The organism is Microbacterium saperdae (assembly GCF_006716345.1).
GTDB classification, from domain to species: domain Bacteria; phylum Actinomycetota; class Actinomycetes; order Actinomycetales; family Microbacteriaceae; genus Microbacterium; species Microbacterium saperdae.
The window spans coordinates 963,346-981,543 of sequence record NZ_VFOX01000001.1 but is presented as its reverse complement, the minus strand read 5'-3'; the positions used below and the strand labels follow the sequence as shown (position 1 = coordinate 981,543).

At 68.3% G+C, this 18,198-nt stretch carries 20 protein-coding genes; 11 read left to right on the top strand and 9 right to left on the bottom strand.

Translation table 11 applies throughout. From position 1 onward, the window contains the following. Window positions 1-3 precede the first annotated feature (3 nt). The 7 genes from FB560_RS04665 to FB560_RS04635 all read left to right on the top strand — a co-directional run bounded on the left by FB560_RS04665 (window position 4) and on the right by FB560_RS04635 (window position 7,117). Window positions 4-1,272 carry an FG-GAP-like repeat-containing protein gene (locus tag FB560_RS04665; RefSeq protein ID WP_170198046.1) on the top strand — a complete coding sequence of 423 codons (1,269 nt, stop codon included), beginning with the start codon at window positions 4-6 and terminating at the stop codon, window positions 1,270-1,272. 223 nt (window positions 1,273-1,495) lie between these two features. Beyond that, the gene (gene sdhC / locus FB560_RS04660; protein ID WP_116636409.1) at window positions 1,496-1,930 is read left to right on the top strand and encodes a succinate dehydrogenase, cytochrome b556 subunit; all 435 of its coding nucleotides are present in this window, start codon (window positions 1,496-1,498) and stop codon (window positions 1,928-1,930) included. Then, the gene (locus FB560_RS04655; RefSeq protein ID WP_141871288.1) at window positions 1,930-2,376 is read left to right on the top strand and encodes a succinate dehydrogenase hydrophobic membrane anchor subunit; all 447 of its coding nucleotides are present in this window, start codon (window positions 1,930-1,932) and stop codon (window positions 2,374-2,376) included. Before sdhC ends, FB560_RS04655 begins: the two co-directional genes overlap by 1 nt. A gap of 19 nt (window positions 2,377-2,395) precedes the next feature. Further along, window positions 2,396-4,222, top strand: a complete 1,827-nt coding sequence (gene sdhA / locus FB560_RS04650) for a succinate dehydrogenase flavoprotein subunit (protein ID WP_141871287.1) — start codon at window positions 2,396-2,398, stop codon at window positions 4,220-4,222. A gap of 2 nt (window positions 4,223-4,224) precedes the next feature. Then, window positions 4,225-4,992: a succinate dehydrogenase iron-sulfur subunit gene (locus FB560_RS04645; RefSeq protein WP_141871286.1), complete on the top strand. Its 768-nt coding sequence runs from the start codon at window positions 4,225-4,227 to the stop codon at window positions 4,990-4,992. A gap of 48 nt (window positions 4,993-5,040) precedes the next feature. Then, window positions 5,041-6,267 carry a YihY/virulence factor BrkB family protein gene (locus FB560_RS04640; protein ID WP_141871285.1) on the top strand — a complete coding sequence of 409 codons (1,227 nt, stop codon included), beginning with the start codon at window positions 5,041-5,043 and terminating at the stop codon, window positions 6,265-6,267. Between the two features lie 10 nt (window positions 6,268-6,277). Beyond that, window positions 6,278-7,117, top strand: a complete 840-nt coding sequence (locus FB560_RS04635) for an exodeoxyribonuclease III (protein WP_188895245.1) — start codon at window positions 6,278-6,280, stop codon at window positions 7,115-7,117. On the opposite strand, the gene FB560_RS04630 is transcribed toward FB560_RS04635, so the two are convergent. The 3 genes from FB560_RS04630 to FB560_RS04620 are packed head-to-tail and all read right to left on the bottom strand — an operon-like array spanning window position 7,111 to window position 9,106. Further along, complete coding sequence (locus FB560_RS04630; protein ID WP_141871283.1) at window positions 7,111-7,776, bottom strand: DUF4166 domain-containing protein; 666 nt, start codon at window positions 7,774-7,776, stop codon at window positions 7,111-7,113. The two genes, FB560_RS04635 and FB560_RS04630, sit on opposite strands and share 7 nt — an antisense overlap. Continuing rightward, a complete protein-coding gene (locus FB560_RS04625; RefSeq protein WP_141871282.1) occupies window positions 7,773-8,456 on the bottom strand; it encodes a DUF4166 domain-containing protein in 684 nt (227 codons plus the stop codon). The genes FB560_RS04630 and FB560_RS04625 overlap by 4 nt, the downstream gene beginning before the upstream one ends. Next, on the bottom strand, window positions 8,453-9,106 hold the full coding sequence (locus FB560_RS04620; RefSeq protein WP_141871281.1) for an SRPBCC family protein: 654 nt from the start codon (window positions 9,104-9,106) through the stop codon (window positions 8,453-8,455). Before FB560_RS04620 ends, FB560_RS04625 begins: the two co-directional genes overlap by 4 nt. Before the next feature lie 72 nt (window positions 9,107-9,178). Here FB560_RS04620 and trpS point away from each other — a divergent pair, with 72 nt between their 5' ends. Beyond that, window positions 9,179-10,183: a tryptophan--tRNA ligase gene (gene trpS / locus FB560_RS04615; protein WP_141871280.1), complete on the top strand. Its 1,005-nt coding sequence runs from the start codon at window positions 9,179-9,181 to the stop codon at window positions 10,181-10,183. 24 nt (window positions 10,184-10,207) lie between these two features. Continuing rightward, window positions 10,208-10,849, top strand: a complete 642-nt coding sequence (locus FB560_RS04610) for a hypothetical protein (protein ID WP_229673261.1) — start codon at window positions 10,208-10,210, stop codon at window positions 10,847-10,849. A gap of 20 nt (window positions 10,850-10,869) precedes the next feature. On the opposite strand, the gene pth is transcribed toward FB560_RS04610, so the two are convergent. Both pth and FB560_RS04600 read right to left on the bottom strand, forming a co-directional pair. Continuing rightward, window positions 10,870-11,451 (bottom strand): aminoacyl-tRNA hydrolase, encoded by a 582-nt coding sequence (gene pth / locus FB560_RS04605; RefSeq protein ID WP_141871279.1) that lies wholly within the window; start codon window positions 11,449-11,451, stop codon window positions 10,870-10,872. 104 nt (window positions 11,452-11,555) lie between these two features. Next, window positions 11,556-12,164, bottom strand: coding sequence for a 50S ribosomal protein L25/general stress protein Ctc (locus FB560_RS04600; RefSeq protein ID WP_141871278.1), 609 nt, complete (start codon window positions 12,162-12,164; stop codon window positions 11,556-11,558). A gap of 223 nt (window positions 12,165-12,387) precedes the next feature. Between FB560_RS04600 and FB560_RS21045 the strand changes: the two genes are divergently transcribed. Further along, complete coding sequence (locus FB560_RS21045; protein WP_267901898.1) at window positions 12,388-12,513, top strand: hypothetical protein; 126 nt, start codon at window positions 12,388-12,390, stop codon at window positions 12,511-12,513. Window positions 12,514-12,529: 16 nt separating this feature from the next. Here the strand turns inward: FB560_RS21045 and FB560_RS04595 are convergent, their stop codons facing one another. Together FB560_RS04595 and FB560_RS04590 are read right to left on the bottom strand one after the other, a co-directional pair. Next, entirely contained in the window at window positions 12,530-13,024 is a 495-nt protein-coding gene (locus FB560_RS04595; RefSeq protein ID WP_141871277.1) for a gluconokinase, read from the bottom strand. 63 nt (window positions 13,025-13,087) lie between these two features. After that, window positions 13,088-14,146, bottom strand: coding sequence for a D-2-hydroxyacid dehydrogenase (locus FB560_RS04590; protein ID WP_141871276.1), 1,059 nt, complete (start codon window positions 14,144-14,146; stop codon window positions 13,088-13,090). A 171-nt stretch (window positions 14,147-14,317) separates the two neighbouring features. Between FB560_RS04590 and gndA the strand changes: the two genes are divergently transcribed. Further along, a complete protein-coding gene (gene gndA, locus FB560_RS04585) occupies window positions 14,318-15,766 on the top strand; it encodes an NADP-dependent phosphogluconate dehydrogenase (protein ID WP_141871275.1) in 1,449 nt (482 codons plus the stop codon). A 62-nt stretch (window positions 15,767-15,828) separates the two neighbouring features. Here the strand turns inward: gndA and FB560_RS04580 are convergent, their stop codons facing one another. Both FB560_RS04580 and FB560_RS04575 read right to left on the bottom strand, forming a co-directional pair. After that, window positions 15,829-16,554, bottom strand: a complete 726-nt coding sequence (locus FB560_RS04580; RefSeq protein ID WP_188895249.1) for an ABC transporter ATP-binding protein — start codon at window positions 16,552-16,554, stop codon at window positions 15,829-15,831. 52 nt (window positions 16,555-16,606) lie between these two features. Continuing rightward, entirely contained in the window at window positions 16,607-18,091 is a 1,485-nt protein-coding gene (locus FB560_RS04575) for an ABC transporter permease (RefSeq protein ID WP_141871274.1), read from the bottom strand. Between the last annotated feature and the right edge of the window lie 107 nt (window positions 18,092-18,198).

Genomic DNA, 18,198 nt, shown 5'->3' with positions numbered 1-18,198 from the left:
GCCATGCGCCACTCCCCCCATGGTCGCTCCGCCGCTCGTTGGCGCGCCACAGCCGCAGCACTCGCTCTCGCCGTGGCCGTGGCCGCCGCCGCACTCGCACCGACGACCGCCTCCGCAGCGGGCGGACCGGCCGGAAGCGTCTTCACGCAGACCAATGCGCAGCGTTACCAGGCAGGGCTCCCCGCGCTCGTCTCGGATCCGGCGCTCGACGCCGCCGCCGCGGAATGGGCGCGGCACCTGGCGTCGTCCTGCACGTTCGCGCACAGCTCGTCGACGTGGCGGAGTTCGCGGGTGTCGGCATCCGGATGGATCGCGACCGGCGAGAACATCGCGGCCGGCCAACCGGACGCCACGGCCGTCGTCACCAGCTGGATGAACTCGCCCGGCCACAAGGCGAACATCCTCGACAAGCGGTACACCGGGCTCGGCGTCGGCTATGCGACCGGCTCCTGCTATCGCACCTACTGGGTGCAGATCTTCGGCATCGGCACACCGCGCAAGGCCCTCCCCGGGGGCGCGGGGGACCTCACCAGCGATCGTGCAGCCGACGTCCTGGCACGGTCCGCGAACGGAGACCTCCTCGTCTACCCCGGCACCGGATCTGGTGCCTTCCGTCCCGCCGTCACGGCGTTGCAGGGATGGGGGAACCGACCTTTCGTCACACTCGGCGACTTCACCGGTGACGGCATCCCCGACATCGCCCGCACGGAGGCGGACGGCAGGCTGATGCTGTTCTCCGGGAACGGACGCGGGGGCTTCGGGACACCGACCCAGATCGGCACGGGCTGGTCGAAGTTCTCGCAGCTCATCGGCGGCATCGACTTCGACGGCGACGGACTCACCGACATCATCGCCCGCACGGCGGGTGGGGAACTCCATCTCTACCGCGGCAACGGCCGCGGCGGCTGGCTCGCGAGCGGCGGTGGCGCCAAGATCGGCAGCGGCTGGCAGATCATGACCGCGGTCTCGTACGTCGGGGACATGAACGGCGACGCACGCGGAGACCTCGTCGCGCGCCGCAGCAACGGCACGCTCTGGCTGTACCCCAGCACCGGGAAGGGCGGCTGGGCCGCTCCCGTGCAGATCGGGCAGGGCTGGAACTCTCTGACGGCGATCTTCGGGGCAGGCGACTTCGACGGGAACGGCACGCAGGACGTGATCGCCCGCGATGCGAACGGGAAACTCGTCCTCTACGGCGGCACGGGCCGCGGCGGATTCCTCGCCGGCAAGGTCGTCGGTCAGGGCTGGAGCACGATGGCGCAGATCGGCTGAGTCGCCGTCGCTCCCTGCGCGCATCCTTCGCATCGGAGACGCATCCGTGTCATCCGAGCTCTCGTGGCCGTCGGAGATCGAGAGTTAGGCTCCCCTTCGTCGCTCCCAGTCATCTGACAGGAATAGGATGGACGACGATCGGGCATGCCTGACTTTCGACAGGATCACTCTTGGACGAGCGCAGCGCACGCGACCGACGCTCATCGATCCAGGGAGGACGACCGTGTCCACAAGCGCTCGCTTGACACCGTCGATTTCGGAAACCACGTCCAAGACCCCCCGCGGCACCCTTTACCGGGGACGCGAAGGCATGTGGTCGTGGGTGCTTCATCGCATCACCGGAGTCGCCATCTTCTTCTTCCTGTTGGTGCATGTGCTCGACACAGCGCTGATCAGGGTCTCGCCTGAGGCGTACAACGCCGTCATCGGCACGTACAAGAACCCGATCATGGCGCTCGGCGAGGTCGTGCTGGTCGCCGGCATCGTGTTCCACGCCATGAACGGCCTGCGCATCATCGCGGTCGACTTCTGGTCGAAGGGCGCCAAGTACCAGCGTCAGCTCTTCTGGGGCGTTCTCGCAGTGTGGGTCGTCATCATGGCCGGTTTCGTACCCCGCCACCTCATGCTCGCATTCGCCGGATTCGGAGGGGGTCACTGATGACCGCGCAGACCGTCGTCGCCCCCGTCCGCCGCCAGCGCGGATTCAACCTCGAGAAGTGGGGATGGATCTTCATGCGCGCCTCGGGCATCGTGCTCGTCGTGCTGATCTTCGGCCACCTCTTCATCAACCTGATGGTCGGCGAGGGCATCCACGCCCTCGACTTCGCCTTCATCGCCGGCAAGTTCGCCACGCCGTTCTGGCAGTGGTGGGACGTGCTGATGCTGTGGCTCGCGCTGATCCACGGCGCCAACGGCATGCGCACCATCGTGAACGACTACGTCACCACCGAGAAGGCCCGCAAGGCGCTGGTCTGGGCGCTCGGTCTCGCGGCCGGTCTCCTGATCATCCTCGGCACCCTCGTGGTGTTCACCTTCGACCCGTGCCTGGGCGTGCAGCCGGACAGCGTCCTGTGGACCGAATGCGCCGCACTGGTCGGAAACTGAGAAGAAGGCTAAAGAAGAAGTGACTACCCAGACGCAGGATTCCGTCGTCCGTGACGGCGTGCACTACCACCAGTTCGACATCGTGATCGTGGGTGCAGGCGGCGCCGGCATGCGCGCCGCGATCGAGGCCGGCCCCGGCGCGAAGACCGCCGTGATCTCGAAGCTGTACCCCACGCGCTCCCACACCGGAGCGGCGCAGGGCGGCATGGCGGCGGCGCTCGCGAACGTCGAGGAGGACTCCTGGGAGTGGCACACCTTCGACACCGTCAAGGGCGGCGACTATCTCGTCGACCAGGACGCGGCGGAGATCCTCGCGAAGGAGGCCATCGACGCGGTCATCGACCTCGAGAACATGGGCCTTCCCTTCAACCGCACCCCCGAGGGCAAGATCGACCAGCGTCGCTTCGGCGGTCACACGGCGGAGCACGGCAAGACGCCGGTCCGTCGCGCGTGCTACGCCGCTGACCGCACGGGTCACATGATCCTGCAGACGCTGTTCCAGAACTGCGTCAAGCTCGGCATCAACTTCTTCAACGAGTTCTATGTGCTCGACCTGCTGACGGTGAAGGACGCTGACGGCAAGACCCAGGTCTCCGGCGTCGTCGCGTACGACCTGTCCACCGGCGAGCTGCACGTCTTCCAGGCCAAGGCCGTGATCTTCGCGACCGGCGGCTTCGGAAAGATCTTCAAGACCACCTCCAACGCGCACACCCTCACCGGTGACGGCGTCGGCATCGTGTGGCGCAAGGGCCTCCCCCTCGAGGACCTGGAGTTCTTCCAGTTCCACCCGACGGGGCTCGCCGGGCTCGGCATCCTCCTCACCGAAGGCGCACGAGGCGAGGGAGCGATCCTGCGCAACGCCTCGGGTGAGCGCTTCATGGAGCGCTACGCCCCGACCATCAAGGACCTCGCCCCGCGTGACATCGTCGCGCGCTGCATGGTGCAGGAAGTGCTCGACGGGCGTGGCGCCGGTCCCCACAAGGACTACGTGCTGCTCGACTGCACGCACCTCGGCGCCGAGGTCCTCGAGACCAAGCTCCCCGACATCACGGAGTTCGCCCGCACGTACCTGGGTGTCGACCCGGTCGTCGAGCCCGTCCCCGTGATGCCGACCGCGCACTACGCCATGGGCGGCATCCCGACCAACAACGACGGCGAGGTCCTCGCGGACAACACCACCGTCGTCCCCGGCCTCTACGCCGCGGGCGAGTGCGCGTGCGTCTCGGTGCACGGCGCCAACCGTCTCGGCACCAACTCGCTGCTCGACATCAACGTGTTCGGCAAGCGCGCCGGCCGCAACGCGGTGGAGTACGTCCAGACCGCCGACTTCGTCCCGCTGCCCGAGAACCCGGCCGCCTTCGTGTCGGACATGCTCGAGGGCCTGCGCAACAACCAGGGCACCGAGCGCATCGCCGTGCTGCGCAAGACGCTGCAGGACGAGATGGACAAGGGCGCGCAGGTGTTCCGCACGCACGACTCCCTCCAGCACGTGCTCGGCGTCATCGCCGAGCTGCGCGAGCGCTACAAGAACGTGCACGTCGACGACAAGGGCCAGCGGTTCAACACCGACCTGCTCGAAGCCGTCGAGCTGGGCTTCCTCCTCGACATCGCCGAGGTCGTCGTCTACGCCGCGCAGAACCGCGAGGAGAGCCGCGGCGGCCACATGCGCGACGACTTCCCGAAGCGCAACGACGAGAAGTACATGCAGCACACGATGGCGTACCTGACCGGAGATGCGCACTCGTCCGACCCGGGCGACCACATCAAGCTCGACTGGAAGCCCGTCGTTTTCACCAAGAACGAGCAGGGCGAGTTCAACTACCCGCCGATGGAGAGGAAGTACTGAGCATGTCCACCGCCATCGCAGAAGCACCTGCCGACACGACCCAAGAGGCTGCGATCCAGTCCTTCATCGTGACGTTCAACATCCGCCGGTTCGACCCCGAGGTCGACGCGGAGCCGCACTGGGTCGACTACGACGTGGAGCTGTACTCCACCGACCGCGTGCTCGACGCCCTGCACAAGATCAAGTGGGAGGTCGACGGCTCGCTGACCTTCCGCCGTTCCTGCGCGCACGGCATCTGCGGCTCGGATGCGATGCGCATCAACGGCCGCAATCGGCTCGCCTGCAAGACGCTGATCAAGGACCTGGACATCTCCAAGCCGATCTACGTCGAAGCCATCAAGGGCCTCCCGCTCGAGAAGGACCTCGTCGTGGACATGGAGCCGTTCTTCGCCTCCTACCGCGAGGTCCAGCCCTTCCTCGTCGCCAACTCCGTGCCGGAGAAGGGCAAGGAGCGCGTCCAGACGATCGCCGACCGCGAGATCTTCGACGACACCACCAAGTGCATCCTGTGCGCCGCGTGCACCTCGTCTTGCCCCGTGTTCTGGACCGACGGACAGTACTTCGGCCCGGCCGCGATCGTGAACGCGCACCGCTTCATCTTCGACTCGCGCGACGACAACGCCGCCGTGCGCCTCGACATCCTCAACGACAAGGAAGGCGTCTGGCGCTGCCGCACGACCTTCAACTGCTCCGAGGCATGCCCCCGCGGCATCGAGGTCACCAAGGCCATCGCCGAGGTCAAGCAGGCCGTGCTGCGCGGCCGCCGCTGAGCGCCTCCCGCTGTTCGACACGCCTCCGCCCTTGGATAGGGTGGAGGCGTGTCTGATTCCGATGGCGCTGCGCCCGAAGCCGGTCGCCTCGATGTCGCCGTCGAGCGCGCGACGGCTCTGACCCAGCGCACGCTCGGCCTGTTCCCCGTCCGTGTCTGGCGACACTTCCTGCAGCACAACGGGTTCCTCCTCGCGGCGGGCGTGAGCTATCAGGCTCTCTTCGCGATCTTCGCGGCGATCTACCTCGCCTTCGCGATCGCCGGGCTCTGGCTCGGCGGCAGTGAAGAGGCCGTCAACGGGCTGATCGACATGATCAACAGCTACATCCCCAATCTGATCCTCCCCGAGGGCGGCGTCGTCACGCCCGATCAGGTGCAGGAGATCGCCGCCAACACGACAGGGGTGCTGAGCATCACCGGTCTGATCGCGCTCGGCACCGTGATCTGGACCGCCATCGGGTGGGTGACGTTCTCGCGACGCGCGACCAGGGACATCTTCGGACTGCCGCCCGACCGGCGCAGCTACGTGCTCCTGAAGGCGCGCGACCTGCTGGCGGCACTGATCTTCGGCATCTCGCTGATCATCGGATCCATCCTCAGCTCGGCGAGTGCCGGGGTGCTCAGCTGGGTGCTGGCCCAGCTGGGGTGGGATACCGGCTCCGACGGCCTGAATCTCAGCATCCACATCGGCACCGTGCTGGTGTCGTTCGTGTTGATGTCGGCCGCGCTGGCTGCCATGGTCCGCTTCCTCACGGGCACATCGCTGCACTGGCGCATCATCTGGCCCGGCGCGCTCCTCGGCGGCGGAGCGATGACGATCCTCCAGTTCGGTGCGGGATTCCTGCTGAGCTACACCCCCTCGAACCCCCTGCTCGCCACGTTCGCGATCTTCATCGGTCTCCTGCTGTGGTTCCGGATCAACGGCGTCGTGATGCTCGTCGCCTCCTCCTGGATCGCGGTCGCCGCGAAGGATCGCGATGTCCCGCTGCTCCATCAGACCGAGGCGGAGCGACGCCTGGCCGAGTACCAGGCGCTGCTCACGGCCGCGCGCATCCGGGTACGGGAGGCCCACGCCGCCCGCGACACCGCCCCCTGGCATCGCGCGTGGGCGGCAGGAAGGGCCGTGCGTGCGGCGGAGGCGGAGCTCGCCGATCTGGAAGCGACGCCGCCCCCTCCCGCCGACACGAGCACGCCGCTCGCGCAGCGCCTCCTGTCGGAGCTGAACCGTGGCGCTCGGGACACCGGTGGCGTGAAGGATGTCGGCGGCTCTCGTTAGGCTTGTCCACATGCCTCATCTGCGTATCGCCTCGGTCAATGTCAACGGAATCCGGGCGGCGGCCCGCAACGGGATGAGCGGGTGGCTCGATGCCGCCGACGTCGACATCCTGACGATGCAGGAGGTCCGGGGGCAGGACGAGCACCTCGAAGCGGCACTCCCCGGCTGGACGTTCGTGCACGACGAGGCCACGGCCAAGGGCCGCGCCGGCGTCGCGATCGCGAGCCGAATCCCGGCGATCGCCTCCCGCACGGACTTCGGCGACGCCGAGTTCGACTCCAAGGGCCGCTGGATCGAGGCCGACTTCCTGATCGGCGATCGTCCCCTCACAGTGGTCAGCGCCTACGTGCACTCGGGCGAGGCCGACACCCCGAAGCAGGAGGAGAAGTGGAAGTTCCTCGACGCGTTCGGCCCGCGGCTCGCCGCGCTCGGGGCCGACGATGCGCTCGCGCTCGTCACGGGTGACCTGAATGTGGGCCACCGTGAACTGGACATCAAGAACTGGCGCGGAAACCGCAAGAAGGCCGGCTTCCTGCCCCGCGAGCGCGCCTACTTCGACCGCTTCCTCGGTGAAGCCGGCACCGAGGTCACCGGCGTCGACGGCACGGTGGGAACGGGACTCGGCTGGGTCGATGTGGGCCGCCGCTTCCACGGCGAGGTCGACGGGCCGTACACCTGGTGGTCCATGCGCGGTCAGGCGTTCGACAACGACTCCGGATGGCGCATCGACTACCACCTGGCCACGCCAGCCCTCGCCGAGCGTGCCACCGCCTATCACGTCGCGCGCGCGGCAGCCTACGACCAGCGCTGGAGCGATCACGCCCCCGTGGTCGTCGACTACACCTACTGAGCCGCCGATCGACCGGGAGCGTGGTCCACGCCGTCCTCCCGGTCGACGTACCGGTACCAGCCGCGATACTCGAGGACCGTGCCGAACAGCGGATTCGTCGCGCGCATCCTGATCGTGCGGCGGCAGCGACTCTCGTCCCATCCGTCCTCGAGGTCGACGTCGACTCCGAAGACGCCACCGAGCGGGATACGCCGTCCCGCGAGACGAAGAGCGACGCGGCGTGTGCGCATGCGCAGGGCGCCGTCGTCGGTGACGCTGCAGTGCTCGAGCATCTCCACGCGGCCGCGGGCGCCCAGCACGTTGTGCACGATCCCCGGACGGACCGTCGTGGTCAGGCGGTCCGTGATGTACTGCGTCGATCCACGGAATCGGAACTCCCGGGTCGTGTCGAGCGTGGCTCGCCCTGACGCGGTCACCCCGCAGCGCAGGGTCAGGGTGAAGGGCACCTCGCGTCCGAAGCGCGTCACCAGCATGCGCGGTCCCACGACCGGCCGACCGAGCGCGGACAGACGCCCGAAACGGCTGCCGGCGACCTCGAAGACGCCTTCCGCCCGGTCCCTCGCCGGTGCGACGGCGCGCATCTGCGCCAGGAGCTGTGGATGCAGGCGTTCCGCTTCCGCGCCGAGGGCCTGCAGGAACACCTCTCCCCTGGCGGTCACTCGCGCGCCTCCTCGCGATACGGCTTCACGGTCTCCGGCACCACGGCGTCGGCCGGGAACTCGCACTCGAAGGAGCCGCGATATCCGAACAGGAAGCCGAGCAGATCGTTGCGCACCTCGAGGTCGATCACGAAACGTCCTCGCTCGTCATCGAAGCGCTCGGTCAGATGCGCCCGCCCACTGAACAGCATCGGAAAGCGGAAGGCGAACGGCCCCTCGTAGAAGCGCTGCGCGCCCGAGGTGAGACGCAGACCGCCGTCGTCGGTCACCGCGAGCTCCAGGTCGACCGCGAGATGCTGGTGCGTGCCGAGATAGTCGACGATCCTCCCCCGCGCCTCGCTATAGATCATGGTCGCATCGAAGCGTCGGCGGCGTCCGGGACGCACGGTCATGGTGCGCACGAACGTGACGGTCTCACGGCCGAGGCTGTCGATGTAGGCGTGGTTGTCGATCTGGAACGGGATGTCGGTGCCGCGCTCGGGGAACATGATGTTGCGCATCGTGCCGATCGCGAGGAACGGCAGCGTCCACCACGGACCGCGCCGCACCTCGGACATCACTCCGCGGCCGACGCAGCCGTACCCCGAGGCCACTCCGACACCGAACCGCCGCTGCAGCTGCGGGTGCAGACGTGCGAAGTCCGCACCGAGCGCGCGCGCGAACACGCCGTCCGCCGTCATGCGCTGATCACCTCGAGGGACTCGGGGGCGTCCTGCATGATCGTGCGCCGACTGCGGAGCGGCGGACGCGACAGGCAACGCCGCGCCCGCGGTCCTCCAGGGCGCAACGAACGCCATCCGCTGAGTCTTTCGGGGGCGATGTCGCTCTCGGCCCAGATCCTGAGCCGATCGAAGCTGCGTGCGGTCAGCCACCACACGAACCGTCTGATCACCAACCGGTCGAGAACCTTGCCGAGACGTCCCCACCCCGGCTCGTAGTCGTAGCCCGTGATGAAGCGCACACCGGTCTCGGTCGGGAGGTAGCGCCAGTAGCCGCGCCCCGCCTTTAGCGGAGAGACCCGATCGGCCGCGTCGAAGATCAACGCCGAGGTGCGCTCGCCCCGCGGGCCCTCGCGGGTGCCCAGGGACACTCCGGTGCCGCGGATCCTCTGCACGAACAGGTCGAGCTCGTAGTCGAACTCCTGAGCGCCGTCCGGCCGCAGCCGCACGGGCCGGATATCGGTGAAGCGCGCATCCCAGCGCACATGCGCGACCGGGTCCTGCGTCAGGCGCCACACGGTGTCCAGCGGCGCCTCGATGAGTATCTCCACGTACAACGCGCGATCCCTGCGGACAGGAGCACGACCTTCGTGGCGGGACGGAGCCGACATCCCGTCAGCCTAGACGAACCGTGCCGTCGGCCCGGGAGGAGCGGCCGCTCGGATGACCATAGGATTGACCTCGTGACCAAACCTCGCCTCTACTCCGGAATGCAGCCCTCCGCCGATTCTCTCCAGATCGGCAACTACATCGGCGCGCTCCTGCAGTGGCGAGACCTCCAGAGCTCGTATGACGCGTACTTCTCCGTGGTCGACCTGCACGCGCTCACGGTCGCGCAGGATCCTTCCGTGCTGCGCGAGAAGACCCGTCGGACCGCCGCGCAGTACATCGCCGCGGGGATCGAGCCGTCGCTGTCCACGCTGTACGTGCAGTCGCACGTGCGGGCGCACGCCGAGCTCGCGTGGATCCTCAGCACGATCACGGGCTTCGGCGAAGCGGGTCGCATGACCCAGTTCAAGGACAAGTCGTCCCGCTACGGGCAGGACGGCACCAGCGTGGGCCTGTTCACCTACCCGGTGCTGATGGCCGCCGACATCCTGCTCTACCAGACCGATGTGGTGCCCGTCGGCGACGACCAGAAGCAGCACGTCGAGCTCACCCGCACGCTCGCCGAGCGATTCAACTCCCGCTTCGGCGAGACGTTCACGGTGCCGATGCCGGTGATCCAGAAGGAGACGGCCCGGATCTACGACCTGCAGAACCCGACGTCCAAGATGTCGAAGTCCGCGGAGAGCGACGCCGGCGTGATCTGGATGCTCGACGATCCGGCGAAGTCCGCGAAGAAGATCATGCGGGCGGTGACCGATACGGAGGGCTCTGTGCGCTTCGATCGGGAGAACAAGCCCGGCGTCTCCAACCTCCTCACGATCTACGCGGCGCTCACCGGTCAGCAGGTCTCCTCGATCGAGAACGAGTACGCGGGACGTGGATACGGGGACTTCAAGAAGGCTCTCGCCGAGGTCGTCGTGCACGAGTTCGAGCCGGTCCGTGCGCGCGCACTGGAGCTGCTGGACGATCCCGCAGAGCTCGATCGCATCCTCGCCGCGAACGCCGGCAAGGCGGATGCCGTCGCCGACGCGACGCTCTCCGACGTCTACGACCGCGTCGGTCTGCTCCGCCGCGTCTGAGAGCACCGCCCCTAGGATGGGGTCGTGACCGATCCGCAGCTGCCCTCTCCGTCCGGCGCCGTACCCCCTGTTCCTCCTGCGCCGTCCGGTGCGGTTCCGCCGCCTCCTGTCGCACCGCCGTACCCGACGCCTCCGAGCGGCCCGGCGTATCCGGTGGCGCCCGCTCAGGGCTCTGCCGTCGCGCCGACCCCCTATTCGGCTCCTCCCGGGGCCTACCAGGTGCCGGTCGGCGGCTACGCACAGCCGGCCGGTGCGTACTCCGTGCCGGACACCACTCCACGCAGGTCGGGACTGCTCGGGGTTCTGGCACTGATCTTCTCGCTCGTCGCGGCCGTGGTCACGCCCATCGTCGTCGGCGTCGCCTCGTACGAGATCGGTCGCCGCATTCCCGAGGCGGCCACGCGCGTCGACGACTTCGATTCGCTCGCCTGGCTGTCGCCCGCGCGCGATCAGGTCCTGTGGGCGGAGCTGTCGTTCTGGACGGGCACGATCCTGGGCATCGTGGCGATCGTCGTCGGCATCCTCGCCATCGTCCGCCGGCAGGGTCGTGGACAGGGCATCGCCGCCCTGATCATCTCCGGCGTCGGCCCGGTGATCTTCTTCCTCGTGGTTCTGATCGCGCTCACGCTCGGCGGCGCAGCCGGAGCGGCCGGCCTCTACAGCTGATCAGACGCCCCGTGTCGCGCTCAGCGCGGCGCGTGGTGCTTCTGCTGTGCGGCGACCAGTCCCTCGGCGACGAGGAGCTCCACCGCATCCGCGGCATCGTCGATCAGGATCGGCAGGTTCGCCCGCTCGTCCTTGCCGAACGGGGAGAGCACCCAGTCCGCGGGATCCTGGCGTCCGACCGGGCGACCGATGCCGACACGCACCCGCGGGAAGTCGGGGGTCGTAATCGCCCGTGCGATGTCGCGGACGCCGTTGTGACCACCGTGGCCTCCCCCGATCTTGAGCTTGATCGTGTCGAAGGGGATGTCGAGCTCGTCGTGCACGACCACGATCTGCTCCGGCGGGACGGAGTAGAAGCGCGCGAGGGCGGCGACCGGGGTACCGGAGACGTTCATGAAGGTGTTGGGCTTCGCCAGCACGAGCTTGTCGGCGCCGGGGCGCAACCAGGTCTCGACGACGCGCGCGCCTCCCTTGTGCTCACGGAAGCTCTCGCCGCGGCGAGCGGCGAGCTCGTCCACGACCATCTGGCCGATGTTGTGCCGTGTCGCCTCGTAGCGGGGACCCGGATTTCCGAGTCCGACCACGATCCAGGTCGATGTCATGCTGTTCTCGTCCTCTCGGCCCGGGCCGTCTCCACGACCCGGTCAGGATACGACAGAGGGGACGCGATCGGATCGCGCCCCCTCTGCGGTGAAACTGTCGGGGATCACTCCGCGGCGGCCTCCTCGGCTGCCTCGTCGTCAGCGGCGGCTTCGCCCTCTTCACCGAGGTCCTGCTCGGCAGGGATCGAGATCGCGATGACGAGCACGTCGGCGTCGGTCAGCAGCGACGAGCCCTTGGGGAGCTTGACGTCGGCGGCGGTGATGTGCGCACCGTCTTCGAGACCGTCGACCGAGACCTCGACGTTCTGCGGGATGTGGGTCGCTTCGGCCTCGATCGAGATCGTGTTCGCGTCCTGGTTGACGATCGTTCCGGGAGCGGACTCGCCGGTGACGATGATCGGCACGTCGATGGCGACCTTCTCGCCCTTCTTCACGACGAGCAGGTCGATGTGCTCGATGATCTGGTGCACGGGGTCCTTCTGGACGTCCTTGACCAGCGCGAGCTGCGGCGTGCCCTCGATGTCGAGCTCGAGCAGCGCGTTCGCGCGACGCAGGAGCAGCGAGACCTGGTGGCCCGGGAGTGCGACGTGCACGGGCTCGGTGCCGTGACCGTAGATGACGGCGGGGATCTTGCCGGCAGCGCGCAGGCGACGGGCGAAGCCCTTGCCGAAGCTCGCGCGGAGCTCGGCGTGGACCTTGGTGTCTTCAGACATGTGGTTCTCCTTCGGGACACGCAGCGAAGATGCCGCGCGGTGGTCTGTGAATAGTGATCTCGAACGCGGACGCGTGAGGAAAGCCACCGGGCTTGCTTCGCCGCGTCGATAACGGATGACAGCGCACGCGCTGAAGCATCCCTCGCCGAGGTACAGACTCAATGGTACCGGATGACCCGATAGGCTGAGAACACCGTTCCCTTCTGCAGATCACGGAGACCTCATGCTCGACGGCGCCTTCCTCTCGCACGTACTCCTCTGGGTCATCGGAGCCATGACGGTATGCGCTGCGGTGACGTCGTTCATCGCGCTGTTCTCGCTCGGCCGATCGGGCTACCGCAAGGACTGAGCGCACACGCGCATCGTCAGACGGTGCGCGTCTCCAGGGCGTCGCGGATGATCGCCGTCGCCTGATCCACGTCAGCCGACTCGTCGACACGGACTCCGGCCTCGTCGTGCTCCAGCGGTTCCCACGTCTGCAGCTGCGAGTCGACCAGTGACGTGGGCATGAAGTGATCCCCTCGAGAGCTGACCCTCGCTTGCAGCACGGCTCGGCTGACGGACAGCTCCGCGAAGAACGCATCGGGGGCCTGGCTGCGGATCGCATCGCGATAGGCGCGCTTGAGGGCGGAGCACGCGATCACGATGTCGTCCGCCTCATTCAGCGCGGTGCCCACGAGGGCGAGCCAGGGCATGCGGTCCGTGTCGTCGAGCGGAACACCGGCGGCCATCTTCTCGACATTGGCCTGCGGGTGCAGATCGTCGGCGTCGATGAAGCGCACGGCGAGGCGATCGGCGAGGGCGCGACCGACCGTGGACTTCCCCGAACCACTCGGCCCCATCACGACGATGCGTGTCATCCTGCTCCCTGCTCTCCGATGAATGTCTTCGCCTGCGCGTGACGCGCGGCACTCACGCGGTACTCAATAGAACTCGACCGTGTCGACGACGGCGCGCAGCGGCTCTCCGTCGAGCAGTCGGGTCGCACTCTCCGCGAAACGTCGCGCGATGCGTTCCTCCTCGCGCGAGCTGAGCGCGGCCGTGTGCGGGCTCACCAGCACGCGCGGATGCCCCCACAGCGGCGATCCGGCATCCAGGGGCTCGTGCTCGAACACGTCGAGGGCGGCGAAGGCCACCCGCCCGTCGTCGAGCGCGGGGAGCAGCGCCTTCTCGTCGATCACGCTGCCGCGCCCGACGTTCGCGAGGATCGCTCCGGGCTTGATCGCGGCGAGCACCTCCTCACCGATGAGGTGGTGCGTCTGCGCGGTACCCGGCAGAGTCACCACGACCGCGTCGACTTCCCGCACCGCGTCGACGAGCGCGTCGAGCGGAACCAGACGATCCACGCCGTCGACAGGCTCTCCGGAGCGGGTCGTGCCCCACACCTGCGCACCGAGCGCATGGAAGCGTCGCGCGCACTCCGAGCCGATGCCGCCGAGCCCGACGATGAGCACGGTCATCTCGTCGATCTGCCGCATCTCCCAACGGTCGGGCCAGACCCGATCATGCTGGTCCGCGAGCAGACGAGGGAGCTCCTTCGCCCCGGCCATGACACCGAAGACCGCGAACTCGGCCAGAGTCCCACCGTGCACGCCGGCGCTGGTCGTGAAGAGGATGCGGTCGAGGTCCGCGCGCGCGAGCCCGGCGGCCTTGATCGTGCTGCCGCCGCCGGCCGCGGTCGTCATGACCCACCGCAGTCGCGGATTGGCGGAGACGGTGCGGGCGAGCGCCTGCGGATCGACGTCCGGGATGCCGAAGAGCACGTCGGCGGAGTCGACCATCTCGTCGAAGGCCGCCTGCTGCGCGGGTGTCCGCGTGAAAGCGGGATCGCCCGACCAGTCCGCTGGGCCTCGCATCGGCGGAACGAGGGTGTGATCGCGGATCACCTGCAGACGCGGTTCGCGTTCCTCGATGAGCCGGCAGAGCTCCTCGCGCAGCGGTACCGCCACGACCGCTCTCACCCTGTTCTGGGACTCGGCCACGCTGATTCCTCCTCGGAACGTCGATGGACGCTTCCAGCGTAGAGGCCCCCGGGTGTCTGCTCGGAACCCGCGACCCGACCCCGACGACGCATTCGGTGACATAGGGGCGCTCGAACCCCGCACACAGCGATACGCTGAAAGCAACCCTTCTTCACGATCGAGGAGCCATCTGTGCCCGAAGCATCAGCGAACATCGGAGTCGTCGGACTCGCCGTCATGGGGTCGAACCTCGCCCGCAACCTCGCGAGCCGCGAGGGCAACACCGTGGCGATCTTCAACCGCAGCTATGAGAAGACGCAGTCGCTTCTCGACGCGCACCCGGAGGCCGGGTTCGCGCCCGCGCAGACCTACCAGGAGTTCGCGGACAGCCTGCAGAAGCCGCGCACCGCGATCATCATGGTCAAGGCCGGCGGTCCCACCGACGCCGTGATCGACTCGCTGGTCGAGGTGTTCGAGCCCGGCGACATCATCGTCGACGGTGGCAACGCGTACTTCCCCGACACGATCCGCCGCGAGAAGGCGGTGCGTGAGACGGGCATCAACTTCGTCGGCGCCGGGATCTCCGGTGGCGAGGAGGGTGCTCTGCTCGGCCCCTCGATCATGCCCGGCGGCTCGGACGAGTCCTGGGTCACGCTCGGCCCGATCCTGAAGTCCATCGCGGCGGTCGCCGAAGGCGAGCCGTGCGTCACCCACGTCGGTCACGACGGTGCCGGACACTTCGTGAAGATGGTCCACAACGGCATCGAGTACGCCGACATGCAGCTGATCGCCGAGGCGTACGACCTGATCCGTCGCGGCACCGGCAAGACCCCCGCCGAGATCGCAGAGATCTTCGCCGAATGGAACCGGGGCGAGCTGGAGTCCTACCTGATCGAGATCACCGCCGAGGTGCTCCGCCAGGTCGACGCGTCCACCGGCGAGCCGCTGGTCGACGTGATCCTGGACCAGGCCGGCGCCAAGGGCACCGGCGCATGGACCGTGCAGACCGCGCTCGCCCTCGGCGTGCCCGTCTCCGGCATCGCCGAGGCCACCTTCGCCCGCTCGCTGTCGTCCCACCCGGAACAGCGCGCCGTCGCCGGAGCCCTTCCCGGCCCCGACGAGGCGTTCACGGTCGCCGACCCGGACGCGTTCATCGAGGACGTGCGCCTGGCCCTGTACGCGTCGAAGATCGTCGCGTACTCGCAGGGCTTCGACGAGATCCGTGCCGGTGCCGCCGAATACGACTGGAACATCGATCTCGGCGCCATCAGCAAGATCTGGCGCGGCGGATGCATCATCCGCGCCCAGTTCCTGAACCGCATCGCCGACGCCTACGCCGCCGAGCCCGCACTGCCCGTGCTGCTCACCGCCCCGTACTTCACCGAAGCGATCACCCGCGCCCAGGCCGCCTGGCGCCGCGTCGTGGTCGCCGCCGCCCAGGCCGGCATCCCCGCCCCCGCGTTCTCGTCCTCGCTGTCGTACTACGACGGCATCCGCGCCGACCGGCTCCCCGCCGCGCTCGTGCAGGGACAACGCGACTTCTTCGGTGCACACACCTACAAGCGCATCGACAAGCCCGGAACCTTCCACACCCAGTGGTCCGGCGACCGCACCGAGATCGAAGCAGAAGACACCCACTGACGCCATCACGGACAGCACGAAGGGGGCCCCGCTGACGCCGGGCCCCCTTTTTGCGGCGCTCGTCAGCGCGTGATGTCCTGCACCGTGCCCTTCGAGAGGCGGAGGCGGCGCGTCGCACGGCGCGCGACCGCCGAGTCGTGGGTGACCACGATCATGGTGATGCCCTCGGCGCACAGCGATTCGAGCAGCGCGAGGATCTCATCGCGCATGCTCTCATCGAGGTTGCCCGTCGGCTCGTCGGCGAGCAGCACGCGTGGACGCTTCACGATCGCCCGTGCGATCGCCACGCGCTGCTGCTGGCCGCCGGAGAGTTCAGTGGGCAGATGATCACCACGGTCGTCGAGTCCGACGTGCGCGAGCGCCTCGGCCACACGCCGCGACCGCTCCGCCCTGTCGAGGTTCATCGGCTCCAACGCCATGTTGACGTTCTCCGCCGCCGTGAGCGTGGGGATGAGGTTGAAGCCCTGGAAGACGAAGCCGATCTCCTCGGCCCGGATGCGTCCGAGCTCCTTCGCCGAGGCGGTCGCGAGCTCTGTGCCGTTCAGCAGGAGCGAGCCCGCCGACGGCGAGTCGAGCGCGCCCAGGAGCTGCAGCAGTGTCGACTTGCCGCCCCCGGTCGGCCCCTGGATCGTCACGAACTCGCCGGGCATGATCTCCAGATCCACCCCGGTCAGCGCCTTCACCGTCCTTCCCTTCTGCGCGTAGGTGCGGGTCACACCCGTCGCGCGGTACAGCGGTCGGTTCTCCTCCGTCGTCGGCGCCGTGGGCGCCAGGTCTGCGATGGTCATGTCTGTCTCCTTGGATTCGAGTGTCTGAAGTGTCGAGCGTGGTCCGCGATGTTCAGGCCACGGAGCGGAGCGCCTCGGCCGGGCTGAGTCGCGCCGCGCGCCATCCGCCGAACGCCCCGGCGATCAGTCCGCCGAGCACGGCGAGCCCGACGGCCGCCACCAGCACCCAGGGGGTGAACGGTGCCTGCAGCACGATGTCTGCCGCCTGGGTCGACTGGAACATCGGGCCCCCGGCACCTCCGCCGGTGGGTCCGCCACCCATGCCTCCTGGGCCGCCCTGTCCTGCGCTCGCGGTCGTCGCGGCGACCGTCGGGCGGATGATGTTGATCGCGACGATGCCCGCGATGCCGAGCACGAGTCCGACGGCGCCGCCGATCAGGCCCTGCACCATGGATTCCCCGGCCACCTGTCGCACGACGCGGCCGTTCGACCAGCCGATCGCCTTGAGTGTGCCGAACTCGCGCGTGCGTCGTCCGACGCCGGACAGGGTGAGCAGCACCGACAGGAGCACCGCGACGGCGAGCACGATGATCGAGAGCCAGGTGCCGAGGTTCGTGATGAGCGAGGTCGCACTGGAGAGGGAACCGGAGACGCTGGAGGCCAGTTCCGCCTGGGAGGTGATGGTCGCATCCGGCAGTTCATCGGCGAGCACCGCCTGCACGGAATCGATCGATGCGGCCGAGTCCGCCTGCACGTAGACGGTGGAGATGACATCGTCGACGCCGGCGAGCTGCTGTGCCGTGTCGAGCGGGAGGTAGACGTTCGCGGCCGTGTCGGCGGCATCCGACGTGGAGGAGAGGATGCCGACGACCTCGACATCGGAGCCGGCGACGTCGATGGTGTCTCCGACGGCGATCTCGTTCGTGGTGGCGTAGGTGCTGTCGACGAGGGCGACGAGAGCTCCGCTGTCATCGCCGTCGAAAGCGCGTCCGTCGCTGACCTCGACGGATGCGAGCGGGCCGACGGCGGTCGCTGCGGGGTCGATGCCGAGCACCGAGAACGAATCGACGCCGAAGGCGCCTCCGCCCGCACCATCCGCTCCTCCCGCCGGGGGTGCCTGGCCCTCTGCGGGCGCGCCCTCTCCCCCGTCTCCGCCGTCCTGCGGGCCGAAGCCACCGCTGGGGAGCTCGCCGGAGAACGTGGAGTTCGTGAGGCTCAACGCACCGGTCGCCCCTGCCACCCCGTCGGTGGAGGCGACCGTGTCGAGCACCGAGGCGTCCAGGGTGCCGCGCATGACATCGGTGCTCAGCCGGGACTGGTTGAGCGTCGTGGTGTCACCGTCCGTCTCACCGGATTCCGCGTCGAACTCGAATCGCGGCCCGCCGCCCTCACCGGGTTCCGTCGCGGCACCCGTGACGGTGAGGTCGGTGCCGACGCCGTACACGGACTCCAGGGCCTGCGCCTGGGCATCCCGTACGCCGGCCGTGAGCGCGTTCACGATGATCACGAGTGCGATCGCGATCGCCAATCCGATCGCGACGATCATGGTCTGCTTCTTGCGGCCGGCGAGTTCGCGCCGCAGATATGTTCCGTACATCTCTCTCCTTCTGCCGCGGACATCGCGGGGCGAGATCGACGTTAAGGAGCAGCGCTATGCGGATTCGAGGGACGGATGATGAGAAGGCTATGGACGCATGACGCTGC

Bases quoted from the DNA above. Each gene is read 5' to 3' on its own strand.
- FB560_RS04665 (WP_170198046.1), top strand. From the start codon at position 4: ATGCGCCACTCCCCCCATGGTCGCTCCGCCGCTCGTTGGCGCGCCACA.
- FB560_RS04655 (WP_141871288.1), top strand. From the start codon at position 1,930: ATGACCGCGCAGACCGTCGTCGCCCCCGTCCGCCGCCAGCGCGGATTC.
- FB560_RS04645 (WP_141871286.1), top strand. From the start codon at position 4,225: ATGTCCACCGCCATCGCAGAAGCACCTGCCGACACGACCCAAGAGGCT.
- FB560_RS04635 (WP_188895245.1), top strand. From the start codon at position 6,278: ATGCCTCATCTGCGTATCGCCTCGGTCAATGTCAACGGAATCCGGGCG.
- FB560_RS04625 (WP_141871282.1), bottom strand. From the start codon at position 8,456: ATGACGGCGGACGGCGTGTTCGCGCGCGCGCTCGGTGCGGACTTCGCA.
- FB560_RS04620 (WP_141871281.1), bottom strand. From the start codon at position 9,106: ATGTCGGCTCCGTCCCGCCACGAAGGTCGTGCTCCTGTCCGCAGGGAT.
- pth (WP_141871279.1), bottom strand. From the start codon at position 11,451: ATGACATCGACCTGGATCGTGGTCGGACTCGGAAATCCGGGTCCCCGC.
- FB560_RS04600 (WP_141871278.1), bottom strand. From the start codon at position 12,164: ATGTCTGAAGACACCAAGGTCCACGCCGAGCTCCGCGCGAGCTTCGGC.
- FB560_RS21045 (WP_267901898.1), top strand. From the start codon at position 12,388: ATGCTCGACGGCGCCTTCCTCTCGCACGTACTCCTCTGGGTCATCGGA.
- FB560_RS04595 (WP_141871277.1), bottom strand. From the start codon at position 13,024: ATGACACGCATCGTCGTGATGGGGCCGAGTGGTTCGGGGAAGTCCACG.
- FB560_RS04580 (WP_188895249.1), bottom strand. From the start codon at position 16,554: ATGACCATCGCAGACCTGGCGCCCACGGCGCCGACGACGGAGGAGAAC.
- FB560_RS04575 (WP_141871274.1), bottom strand. From the start codon at position 18,091: ATGTACGGAACATATCTGCGGCGCGAACTCGCCGGCCGCAAGAAGCAG.